The sequence below is a fragment of the Chryseobacterium sp. Leaf201 genome, assembly GCF_001421435.1.
Taxonomy (GTDB): domain Bacteria; phylum Bacteroidota; class Bacteroidia; order Flavobacteriales; family Weeksellaceae; genus Chryseobacterium.
The window spans coordinates 1-12349 of record NZ_LMKA01000135.1; the positions used below are offsets into that span (position 1 = coordinate 1).

Sequence of the window (12349 nt, forward strand, 5' to 3'; positions counted from 1 at the left end):
GATACAACGATACAACAGTATCGAGTTGGAAATCTTTCAATTACATAGCTTTTATAGTAATAGCTCTGAAGAAATTTTATAAAACTAAAAAAGTTTAAATGACTTCATTTATTATTTATTTAAAATTGTTGTTAATTCTCTAGGTAATGTCGATAACTTATCATCTGGACTTTCCATTATTATATCCTCTTTAAAAAAAGATGTCCCACTTTCCAATTCCTTCGGATTTTCACAGTTTTTCGTATCATCTTCAGGGAAAATCGGTAACGGCTGGTCCGGATCTACTTTTAATCCCACAGATTCTGCCTGTAAAATGGTTAAAGTAATAGGGATTCTGGTAATCCAGTATTTACCCTGGGGCTTTCCTGTTGGCTGTCTCAGTTCGTCTACAATTGACATGTACATCGGATCTCCGATCACAGGGACTTCACCACCATTCCAGATTCTTCCGGTGGTCATAAAGAATTGTACGGCGTCTTCAAAACTTGGTTTAAATGACTATTTTACATAAAAAACCGCAAAAGTAAAGTTGCGGTTTGATTTTTTTAAGAGAATATTTAATCTAAACTAATTAAATTGCTGATATATTGTTTTTTGCCATCTACTGTTACTGCTTTCAAATCACAAATAATTCCCTGTTTTTTATTTATGATTAAAGTATCGACATCAAAATTATATATTTTAATTGTTTTGCTATTGTCCTTAACAAATAATGTATCTTTTGATGATTTGTTTAAAGCTAAATCGAAAGTGATTACAAGATCTTTATGAGATATCTGCTGCTGTTTATAGTCTATTTTTTTATTATTAAAAAAAAGTTTAGTTTTCGCAGATAAAAAAGATCTTGAAATTAAACTAATTTGAGTGTTAATTCCATTTTTTCGACAATCACAAATGATTTTTTCATCTTTATTTCTTTGTTTTTTGTAAGATTTATAAGTGTAACAACAAACTATCACTAAAACTGTAATTGATAAGGCTATTATAATTTTTCTTTTCATATTATTTTACTTTTATATATCCGTAATAATTATTAATGAAATGTTTTCGAGTAATTGGTTTTTTCAGAAAGCCTTTATCCTGATTAGAAATATTTTGTCCGTTCTTGTCTTTAACAATATCTCTCCTATCAAAAGGATTAGTTCCCCACGAATATGCTAAAAAATCAACTAAATACTCTAATTGCCCGTTTTGATTTAGGACTTCAAACTCCCCATTAATTGCACTTTCTAAAACTATCCAATGATAATCAAAACTTTGAAAGTCAAGATCATCATTGATTAGATCAGAATCTACCATAAGTATTACATGATAACCATCCGCTATCTGTTTATTAATGTCATTAATAATATTTGTAATATCTCCTTGATTATGATTAATTCTTTTAATAAACCTTTCAGATCCATTTTCTTCTATATCTGCATAGCCTAAAAATTCCCTTGAAAGCTCAATCATTGTATCGGGCCAATTTATTGCTTGAATATTTTCGTCGCCTCCTTTATAAGAGGAGTTGTTAGTATTTCTTAATCCAGCTAAAGTAATATAATCTGTAATTGGCATATTTCCAGTTTTTTCAGGAAGTCCTAGCTTGTTAACTTTTTTTTCTAAAAGTTCTTTAGATGGTTTTACTATATAATTATTATATTTAGCTTCACCTTTTCTGAAAAGATCTCTGCAAAAATTCCTATATTCTGATGGATTTTCTTTAGCAAAGAGATAAAATAGACAAGCCATACCACAAAGTGATGTTCCACTTTGATTTATTTTCCAAGGTTGAATTCGATCTGCTAATTCACTTTCAAAAAGAACTTGATCAAACCACCTAAATCTATTATGCTTCCATACCTTGAGAACAGCCGTATTTTTTTTATCTTTAATATAAGCACGAATATACAAATATCTTCCGCATGATTCTAAATTTCCCATATTTATAGTTATTCTTTCCCCTCTTGCATTTATTGGTAAATTTACAATCTCTCCCGTATCAAAATCATTATAAAAGATTTCCCATTTAATAGAAGTTAATTCAGTTGTTCTTTTTCCGACATATTCTGTAACTTCAAAAGTATAGTTTTTTCCGTAAAGTATTCCTTCTTGTAATTTTATTTTTTTTCCATTGTTTGTACTTCCATCGTTTGCACTTCCATTATCTAAAACACTTCCAATTTTTATACTTTTTATTTCATAAATTTCGCCAGAAATATTAGTGGTCACATTCTCTAATTCCAACGCCTCGATTTTAGGAATCTTTAGTCTTTTTATTGTACTCATTTTTTTAATTTTAATTTTATGAGAGATAAATGGCGGATTAACCGCCATTTCATAATAATTAATTTTATCCAAGCGTTGTTTCCTTATTTTCAGGATTCGCAAGACTTATATTCTCTTTAATAAAACTAGTCTCAGTTTCCAATTCCTTCGGATTTTCACAGTTTTTCGGATCATCTTCAGGGAAAATCGGTAATGGCTGATCAGGATCTACTTTTAAACCGACAGATTCAGCCTGCAGAATAGTTAAAATTGTAGGGATTCTTGTAATCCAGTATTTACCCTGGGGCTTTCCTGTTGGCTGTCTCAGTTCGTCTACAATTGACATGTACATCGGATCTCCGATCACAGGAACTTCACCGCCATTCCAGATTCTTCCGGTGGTCATAAAGAACTGTACGGCGTCTTCAAAGCCCGGTTTTACGGTAACGATCACTCTTGCCATGCCTGCCTGAAGGAAATTTCTGAACAATGGATCTGCACTTTCGGACAGATACATTTTTTGCCATTCATCACGGTTGGCCCAGTAATACGGATAAAAAGTATAATCCATAATACTCCATTCAAAAGCCTGTTCCATGAATTTTGCCAGCGCCGCATATTGGTCGAGATCACCACTTAAAGTAACACTGAAATCCTTCATTTCGGTACCGCTGGTGAATTTTTTTCCAAGAATATTCAGGTAATCCTGCAGCAGATACGCAATACAATTGTGCTTCAGGATCACAGATTCCATCTCACGATAGAAATTGCCTAATTTTTCTCCATTTTCAGCCTCTTCCTCTTTGGCTTTTTCCTCCGCCTCTTTCTGTTTTACCAGAAACTCTGCATATGCTGCTTCATAGGCTTTGATGATGGCATCAAAATTCTCTTCCTTCCATGAAGCCATAAAAGCGTCTGATAGGGTACATTTAATTTTTACAATGAATGACATCTCGGTTGTCCCATTGCCACCGGCATACTGCATGGCATAATTTCCTACAACATTAATCCCGGTAATCGTATAATTGCTTCGCAGCCAGCCTTCTTTATTTGAGTTTATGAAAGTCGGTAAAAAGCCTCCTTGTAAGTTATCTATTACAAGAGGAGACGAGTTCTTTTTAAACCTATTATAGAAAGCATAAGTAATGTTTGCTTCGTATCCTTTATAATTATCCGGAATCGTAAGGCTTAAAGTTCTTGGAGCTGCACTGTTATCAAGGTTCTGGGGTCCGGTTTCTGCTGTGTAAAGTATATTGGATTCAGGCAATTTAGTTAGGGTCACCCCATAATAATTTGCCCAATATTGCACTTGACCATCAGTTGCTGATTTTGGATTTGCCATTTCCCACTGATCTTTAGATTTTCTTGGATCAACAGGAGCTTTAAAAATCTCTTTTGTGGCAAAAGTTGCCAGGCGGTGCAGCTTAGCCGGCTCCGGAATCATAAATTCAAACATGGTACGTTTACCGTAATCATAAATCTGATTTTTCATCTTCTTATCTACCCATCGGTAAACTCCGGTGATGTGTTTGGGTTGGGCTGCATCAGGATTATTGGTATCCGTTACTTTCCCCCGGTTGTCAAATTCATGGACATTGGTTTCCGTATATTCTTTGATGATTTTCTGAACACGCTCTTTATTGATTTTGGTAAGTACACGTTCCATTGCCCGCTCGGTTATTTCCTGGGATTTGGCTACCGCCTGCCTTGTGCTGTCATGCTGGGCTGTATTATTGGCATAGCTTGCTGCTACTTCCAGTGTCCAGCTCCCTGCTCCTCCACTTGCTCTTGTACTTCCCTCAAAGCTTTGCTGTTTCTCAATCTCTTTAGCAACTTCGGTCTGCATTTCATTTCTCTCAGCCTTAGTAGTGTCTGAAATTTTTTCGCTTTCAACAGATTCTGACGTTGTATCCGTAATTTCGGAATAGTCTCTGGATACAGAAGATTTGTGGCGCAGTTCGCTGGCCATTACGTTTTCAATATTGGATACCTCACCAGGAACGTACGCATGAACGCTTTGTTCTACTTTCAGATAATCGGCAATACCGAGTCTACGGACACCAAAACGTTTCGGAGTAAAGGTTCCGGAACCTGTTCCATTTGTTCCATTACCCTGACCCTGACCTGGGTTTTCACCACCTTCTGTAGGCTCGTCTGTTTTCGTTTTAAATACAAACCTGCCTGTATAAGACTGTCCTGAGATGATACTTTCATGGGTGATTACAGCAGATTCACCATTTTTAAAATACAGAATAACTCTTACTGATGAAACTGTTTTAAGATTACCTTCTACAATAGGGAATATAACTTTTCCATCCATTACGTCAATAGCAGAAATGTTCTGAAGATAATTTTCACCGTTAGAAGCCAGTTCTGCAGAAGCTGACATCAAGCCAAGCGCTGCGCTGTCTGTATTGTAATAAAATGAGAGATAATTTTTAGGGGCCAGGGAGGTACCTCTTGTGATTACATTTAAAAAATAAGTACCTGAAATCTCGGAATAAGTTGTTTTGTTCACCGGAATCAGTACACTTCCTATTCTTGCGAATTCCTGTTCCCGGACAGGAGCTTTTTCAAGTGAAATTTCTGTTTTAGAGAGTATCTGCTGATTAAGCTGTTCATAAACTTCTGAAAAAGTATCATATTCGTCCGTAATAGACACCGGTATTTTACTGATCAGAATTTCCCTGTCAGAAACAATTTCAAGCTGAGCATAATTAAGTTCTGTCTCTAAAGGTCTTCCGTAGTTAATAAGGGTAAAGTGTTCAATGAACTGGGCAAATGAATCCAGCGAAAGCTTTTCCTGCAGATCTCTGAAATTCAGTTCATTTTTATACTCAAATACAAATGGAGGGACCTTAGATTCTCCTAGCCCAGCATACAGCGCATCAATTTCTGCCTGAGTCATAGTATCTTTAATCTGGGCTTCTATTCTGTTCAGAGCCTCATTATAAAGATCAATAGCAGGCTGATAGCGGGCAATATATTCTCTGTATGCTTTCTCGTATGCTTTTGATCTGAGTTTGTAAAACATCTTCTGAATTTCTTCCAATTCAGATCTCAATTTGCTAAATGCCTTTCTTTCTGATTCCAAAAGAGATAATTCAGAGATTTTTTCTCCCTCTGTTTTCAATAAATGCTGTATAGGGGCAGAAAGCTCTGCATCCCCGATTATTCCTTTACCTACATAAGAAGTGCTTACCTGAAAAGAATTATTGCTGGAAGTACCGGTACTGTTATTGCTGTCTCCGAAAAGTGATGCAGGTAATACAACTTTAGCATCTAGTGCTTTAATTTTTAAGTCATTACCATTAATTTTAGTGTATTCATCCGTAGGTTGCAGTTTGCAGACAAACCCGAAATGAAGAGCCTTCAGAATGTGAATAACCGCTTCTTTAACATAAAAGTCCTGTTGGGTAATGACCTGGTAGATAAGGTTGTTCCATAATTTTTCAAGTGCAGTTTTATCTGTGTTTTCAAAAGCTGAGACAGCTTGAAGTTCTTCTGCAGACGATAGTACTTCTCTTTTTGCAATTTTACGGCCTAATTTTAACGCATTTTGATAGATGGGGTCACTTTCAATTGCGCTTTCGCTTTTAATTGCCAGCGCAGCAAATACTCCTGCCTCTTTTTCCATTAAACCGAATTTTATTGCAGCGGTATTGCTGATCTCTGCCGCTACCGCTGTATCAAATGTGCCGGATAAACCTTCACTTCTATGGATGAATCCCAGGTTTTTATCTTTGGTTTCCGTTAATTGCGGGTTTCTTAAACTCACAAATCTGAAAAGGGTCTGTGAGGCATTGTTTTTATTGTTTGTTGTCATATTATGATACTTTTAATGTTAGAGAATAATGAGTTCCTGTAGGGTTGCTGATACGTCTGTTTTAAATGTATTGTTTTGACAGAACATCCCAAATTTTAATGATCCTTGTGTTATTGAGCCAATTGTCGTAAAAGTTCCCGTATTTAAAGTAACCGAAGAAATAAGTGTCTCTCCTCTTCTGATAAAGGTGAAATTACCTTGTGCAGCTGTATCATAATGATTGGTGGCAAACATTAATTCTGAAGTATTTAATTGACACCTCCATCGTAATGCACTGCGGGTGTAAACCATTCTGATAAACGGTGAAGCCTGATTTGTAAGTTCTGGAAGCGTATTTGTATTTACCAGACCGAAATAATATTCCGGATCTCTTGAATATTCCCAATTGTAAATATTAAGGTTTATAGAACCTCTTAAAATAAAATCCTGATTTTCAGAAACCAAAGGTTTGGATATTAAAGAAGCAATAAATGTGTAATCATTTTCCAAAGGCTTTACATTTGAATCCGTAGCAAAGACGCATACATTACCACGTCCATAAATATTGTTGCTTACTGTATCGTTATAAAGTTTTTTGTCCCATTGGGTGGATGACAGGTCTACTTTTGATAATGCATTGCTTATTAATACTGTTGAATTAGTAGTATATGAAGCAGTGCCATTAGAGATCATGATTTTATATTCCCCTTCAGCTAAGTTGCTGCAGTTATAATAAAATATAAGATCTGTTCCGTTCTGAAACAATTGAACCTGTGCATTGGGAATTTTAGTCACTAATGTTCCGGATGCTGTCATTAAACTTACTGAGAAGTTTGCAGGATTGATATTAAGGTTAGCTCCTTTTAAAGTGAACCATGTATTTTTATCTGTTTTATCTACGATAGGAGGCAGGATATAAGCAACACTCATGGTACTGGTTGTCCAGCCACCATTCATTTGAGTTTTCCAATCTGTTTTTTCATTCTCGCTTAAAAGAGAGGGAGCACTGATAAATAAATCTTTTCCAAAATCATTTTTTAATATTTTTTTAGTTGCATTATCATTATTTAATAGTGGAATATAGTGATTGGTTTCAGCCTTATTAATTATTTCCGATGGCTTGTCCAGCTTGGCAACGAGCATATCTTGAAAAGTTGAAGTATCAATAATCTGTATATATCTTGCGCCGCTCCATCTGAACTGTTTGCCAGTAGTAACCTCAATATAGATTTTCCCTGTCTCACCTTCCTGTGGAAAATTAGACAGCGTATTATATTCTAATACATCATCTACATAGCTGGGAAGCTGGGAAGCAGGTATTTTACCATCTATTAAATCTGCTTTTTTAGTAAAATCATAATCTATAGTATTGGCAGGTATTTTATCTTCTTTATGAAAATATGAGTCCTGCCACTGCCAGAAGTCTTCCTGTTTCGGGATATCTCCATTTTCAAAAAGTGTTTTTAATTTTTGTTTGTTTAACATTTTAAATTATTTGTTTAATTAATATTATATTGAAACCGTCTTTATAAATAACTTCGGTCAAATCGTTATTTTTTTAGGTGTTTTCAGACAAATTTTCCACCTTGATGCTTACATTTTATTCTTCACTTTAATTGTTTTTGAATGTTAATTTTAAACACAGTTGCGGCTATTCAGCATTTTGTGAATGGTGAATTCAAAAGGATTTTGATAAGATTTTAAAGGATTGCTTTTGTGTTTTATTTATATCTCAAAGGTAGTATTGGGCAGCGACAGAACTTGACGTGTTTAAATTTATTTTTAATAAATATCCTCTTCAAGGATTTCATTTTCTATATCCTGACGGAAGAAATTTTCAATGTCATTAAGATAGTGGTCATAGTCTATCTCGGTATTTTCGATGTCGCTCCATTCTATGGTATAAAGGTCTTCATCGAAGATCATCTCTGGATTGTGATTTGGTGTTTCCATATGTATGTATTTAGATGGGTTATAGTTAAGACTGTTCATCAAAATGAGTTATCGGTATGGATTAGATTAATTGATGTTTTCATGGTTATTGTTTCGTAATCAAAGATATGAGGGGGCAGCGACAGAACTTGACGTCATAAAAAAATAGCTCAAAACTGGGTTATCTTTAGGTAAAGTCACTTAATTCTATTTCATCACCTATAAGCATTAAAATATCCATCTCGGAAAGTACTGATTTGAGCTTGATGGCACCCATTCTCAGATCGTTCTCAGACAAAATATACAGCCAGATTCTTTTAATAAAATCTTCAAACGGGAGACTTGGGTTATAGATCTGCGTGTGCGTCTGAGCGGTAAGAACCAGTAATTGTTTTACAATTTCTCGGCATTCATTGATCTTTTTTTCATAAGGCGTTAGCACAGTCAGTACGGTGTTCTGGATGTCATATAAAATTCCGGAAGCCTCTTTTATCTGATTTTTTTTAATATTTATTCCTCTTCCCTCTGTCATTTTTGCAGCAATGATCTTACTCCTGAAACCGGCTATTTCAGATACCTCGCTGATAGTATAGGTAGATAAGATATCCTCTGAAGATTTCAGCCATAACATGGTTTTATCAATGAAGTGAGGATCCTTTTTTTCCAGGGAAGAAACAATACCGGGAAATTCCTGCAGCTTTTGCTTGAGCTGGCTTACTAAAATAAACTGTGATTTTCTCATTATTCAGGAATTAAAGTTTCAACAATATTTCCGTTGATATCTTCATATCGCGACCATTCCATTCCGGATTCGCTTACGCTCATTTTGGCATAGATCAGACATTTTGGATCCAGGCTCATCAGCTTGCTGGCTTCTGCGATGATTTCGTTCCCATCAGCTTTTTCAATAACTTTCCTTGCTTCAACAAGAGTACGTTCTTTCAGGCTTGTTTGCAGTGTTTCAGACTTCACTTCGCCCCATTTAAAATTAGGCAGGCTTACACATAAGTCTGTAATGTATTCAGGAATGATATCAAAATACTTTTCTTGTGCCGCAGTTATGGTCTGTGTGTTTTCTTTCCTGATTTTATTGATTGCCTCATCATAATATATTTCCATGTCGATCAGAAAATCCTTGAGCTCCTTATCACTTGAGATATCGGCTGCATTGTAACCTGTTTTCATTACCTTGATAATCTCGTCATAGGCAAAATCCCTGAGTTTAAGGATGGTTTGGCCTCCTGCTTTCGCAAAGGGAATAGTAAGCTCTACGGTTCCGATCTTCATTCTCGGAATGGAAAAGTTTTTCAGCATCTCGTCTTTTGCATATTCTTTGGCGATCTCCAGCGTCTTCAGGTCAGCCATTTTCCGGGCAGAAGCAAGCTCAGAAACAATTCCTCCCAGATATTCATTTAATTTTGGCATAATAAGTTTTTTTTAAGTTAGTAAGATTAAAAGGGTAGAAAAGGATGGTTGCATCAGCAACCATCCGAAAAGGTTAATTATTGACTGCGGAAATGCTGTCTTCCAGCATATCCAGAACTCTTGAAAGTCCGGCCGGCAATTCATCGTTTACCGCTTTTACATGAACACCCAAGGTGTATGTTCTTTCGGTAGTGGAAGTGCTGGATGAAGTCTTTTTGTATGATGCAGAGGCATTGAACTTCACTTTCCAGAACTTTGCACTTAAGCTGGCCGTGCCGCTGAATTCGCTGGAAACATTCTGTGTCTCTACAGAGTTTAGTTTAGCGTTGAAATCAATGGTCATTTCATCAATTCTCAAAGACGGAATGGTAAGCATTGAAAGGAAAGGTACTTTCAGGTTAACTTCCGCATCAATGAATGGATTACTTGTCGACCCGCTTGTTGCAGTTGAATCATATTCCGGGTTGGGAACCGATTTTTTGTAATGAAAATCCACATATTTCAAAACGTCGGGCTGTCCGCTTGCTCCGGGAGTGAAACCTACTTCTTTGATAAAGTTGACCTGTGAAATAGAGGCATCATGTTGTGCTTTTACTGCCGCCTGTAACGGGCCGCCAATGTAAACGCTGAAATCTAAACTGTTTAATTCTTGTACTAAATTTGTTGCCATAATTAATGGTTTTTAAAAGGTTAATAATTAATGATATACAGTGCTAGCAAACTGTTATTATTAGGTAATACATATCCTGTTCAGCATTTTTGAAGCTAAATCATAAAACTGATGATATGTTGGGTGTTATAGCCCGGGAATACCGGCTATTGAAGTTCTTAATCACAACTAATGTTGGATTGTTCTCATGGTAGTAAGTAATTGGTTATTGTTTTAATCCTAAGTCAAAAATAATGTGCTGCAGCGACAAAACTTGACGTATAAAAAATAATTTTAAAAATAAATCAGCATAAGGTTTTTAGCTTATTTATTATTATTATAAGCAAAATAACTTATATCTTATTCCTGATCAGTTTCTGAACAATCTGGTTCAGTACATCCCGGTTATCATCAATATAGCTCAGACCGGCCTGGATCAGATTCTCAATATTGGACCTTCTCACATTATCCATGGAAGGAGAAGCATTCTTAAGGGAAGGATTAAGCCGGTAATAGTTTTTCTGGTTTCTTGACCCTAAAGTCTGGAACATCTGGCCAAGCTGGTAATCTACAGTTTCTGCATTGGCGGACATCAGGATATCAATAATAGGATTTACCCAGCCTATTTTCCCTGCTTTTTCAAGCTTTTTAAAAGAATAGGGCCTTGCTTCGATGCCTGTGCCGATGGAGATGATAAGCAAATCATTCACTGTAGGATAATTTGCTTTCTGATGATTTTTCAGGACTTCTGCAAAAGGAATTTTCCTGGCTTCTGCATAGGCGCACAATGCCGGGTTATTCGCGAACATGCCACCGTCAATCAAGCTGAAAATCTGTCCGTACATGGATTTGATCTGAACCGGTGTGAAATAGGTAGGTGCCGCGGAAGTAGCCCTGCAGATATCTTTAACATAAAAGTTATCGGTACTCAGGCGTGCTTTCCAGGAATTGAATATCTTGGATCTTCTGTTTTCTATATCATAGCTTGTTATAAGGCAGGGTTTTATCAGTTCTTTTAATTCTAATTTTCCAAAAAAGTCATTCAGGTTTTTTTCAAGTTCTTCCTGAGGGATCTTTTCATTGATCAATCCGAACGGATTCACCATGCGCTCCCAAAAAGAAACCTGGAATATGTCGCCACCTTTTTCGGCATACAGTTCTAATCCTTTATGGATAGAATATTTTGCCTTCCGGTGTTCATCGGGACATAGAATAATAGACGCAATCAGCCCTCCTGTACTGCTTCCCGCCACCAGGTCGAAATAATCTCCCAGTTTTGCGCTCGGGTTGTCATACAACTGCAGCTGCTCTTCTATGTAGCGCAGAATAATACAGGTGATAATCCCCCTGATTCCGCCCCCGTCCAAAGAAAGAATGGTTGTCTTTTTCATTGTTAATTTATACTTTTTGATAAGAAGTACCTGACAACTTTAGACAAGTAAAACCAATAGCTTCCGTGAAATTTAACTATTGGTTTTAGCGTTATAATGATTGCTTTTGGTATTTCTTGTAAGCAAAGGTAGGCGGGAGATGCGACAGAAGTCGTCGCATTAAAAAATAAATTCAAATAAAAGAGAATTATAAAATTACGTATCCATCCTTATCCCTGCTCATTTGCAACAGTGTTCTCCAGGCCGTTTTTAGCAGGCCTTTTTTAGTCCGGACATTCTTTTTTTCGAAATGGGGAAGGTCTTTAAAGGTTTTCCAGTTTCCGCCCCAGTCCCAGCCGTGTTTTGCGAAAATTTTAACACATTCGTACCAGTCTGCCACTTTATCATTGTCCCAGTCTTTTACGGTATCCCAGCTGGCAGTCTTTCCGTCAATCATCATACAGATATCAACGGCAAGCCCGTAATTGTGGATGCTCTGCCCTGCCTTTGCATTCGTTACCTTTTTACCGGAAGTAATCCGGCCTATGGCATACAGTTTTTCCTGTTCCTCAAAGCTTCTCAGCCCTTGAGTAATTCTTACTTTTGCCCTTCCTGTTAATGCTTCATCGCATTCCTTAATGATCTGCTTCACTTCCTCTCTTACTGCAGGATGAAGCTGTTCTATACGTTGTAAAGTTATTTTGTCCATATAATCAGTATTAGTGTTTTGGAAAGCAAAGGTATAGCGGCAGTACGCCAAAACTTGACGTATTTAAAATAATTTAATATACTGAATTACAGGGCTTTATATTTTATGTAAAAATGAAAATAGACATGACTTCCTGTCGGAAATGGTAAAATACTGATAATCAATGTGTATTTTGATTTAAATATTTTGATAATATTAAAGAAGAAATT

At 36.2% G+C, this 12349-nt stretch carries 11 protein-coding genes; all 11 read right to left on the reverse strand.

Annotated features, from left to right (window positions below):
* Nucleotides 1-111 precede the first annotated feature (111 nt).
* On the reverse strand, nt 112-459 hold the full coding sequence (locus ASE55_RS19320) for a hypothetical protein (RefSeq protein WP_056223520.1): 348 nt from the start codon (nt 457-459) through the stop codon (nt 112-114).
* A 98-nt stretch (nt 460-557) separates the two neighbouring features.
* A complete protein-coding gene (locus ASE55_RS19325) occupies nt 558-1001 on the reverse strand; it encodes a hypothetical protein (protein ID WP_056223522.1) in 444 nt (147 codons plus the stop codon).
* A 1-nt stretch (nt 1002) separates the two neighbouring features.
* Nucleotides 1003-2271: a hypothetical protein gene (locus ASE55_RS19330; protein ID WP_128414627.1), complete on the reverse strand. Its 1269-nt coding sequence runs from the start codon at nt 2269-2271 to the stop codon at nt 1003-1005.
* Nucleotides 2272-2335: 64 nt separating this feature from the next.
* Nucleotides 2336-6076, reverse strand: a complete 3741-nt coding sequence (locus tag ASE55_RS20210; RefSeq protein WP_128414628.1) for a hypothetical protein — start codon at nt 6074-6076, stop codon at nt 2336-2338.
* An 18-nt stretch (nt 6077-6094) separates the two neighbouring features.
* Complete coding sequence (locus tag ASE55_RS19340) at nt 6095-7540, reverse strand: hypothetical protein (protein WP_056223526.1); 1446 nt, start codon at nt 7538-7540, stop codon at nt 6095-6097.
* Between the two features lie 297 nt (nt 7541-7837).
* Nucleotides 7838-8008: a hypothetical protein gene (locus tag ASE55_RS20410; protein WP_157844677.1), complete on the reverse strand. Its 171-nt coding sequence runs from the start codon at nt 8006-8008 to the stop codon at nt 7838-7840.
* A gap of 166 nt (nt 8009-8174) precedes the next feature.
* Nucleotides 8175-8729 (reverse strand): hypothetical protein, encoded by a 555-nt coding sequence (locus ASE55_RS19345; protein ID WP_056223528.1) that lies wholly within the window; start codon nt 8727-8729, stop codon nt 8175-8177.
* Complete coding sequence (locus ASE55_RS19350) at nt 8729-9412, reverse strand: hypothetical protein (RefSeq protein ID WP_056223531.1); 684 nt, start codon at nt 9410-9412, stop codon at nt 8729-8731. The genes ASE55_RS19345 and ASE55_RS19350 overlap by 1 nt, the downstream gene beginning before the upstream one ends.
* 73 nt (nt 9413-9485) lie before the next feature.
* The gene (locus ASE55_RS19355) at nt 9486-10082 is read right to left on the reverse strand and encodes a DUF2589 domain-containing protein (RefSeq protein WP_056223533.1); all 597 of its coding nucleotides are present in this window, start codon (nt 10080-10082) and stop codon (nt 9486-9488) included.
* Between the two features lie 332 nt (nt 10083-10414).
* On the reverse strand, nt 10415-11452 hold the full coding sequence (locus tag ASE55_RS19360; RefSeq protein WP_056223535.1) for a patatin-like phospholipase family protein: 1038 nt from the start codon (nt 11450-11452) through the stop codon (nt 10415-10417).
* Nucleotides 11453-11639: 187 nt separating this feature from the next.
* On the reverse strand, nt 11640-12140 hold the full coding sequence (locus tag ASE55_RS19365; protein ID WP_056223537.1) for a M15 family metallopeptidase: 501 nt from the start codon (nt 12138-12140) through the stop codon (nt 11640-11642).
* Nucleotides 12141-12349 lie beyond the last annotated feature (209 nt).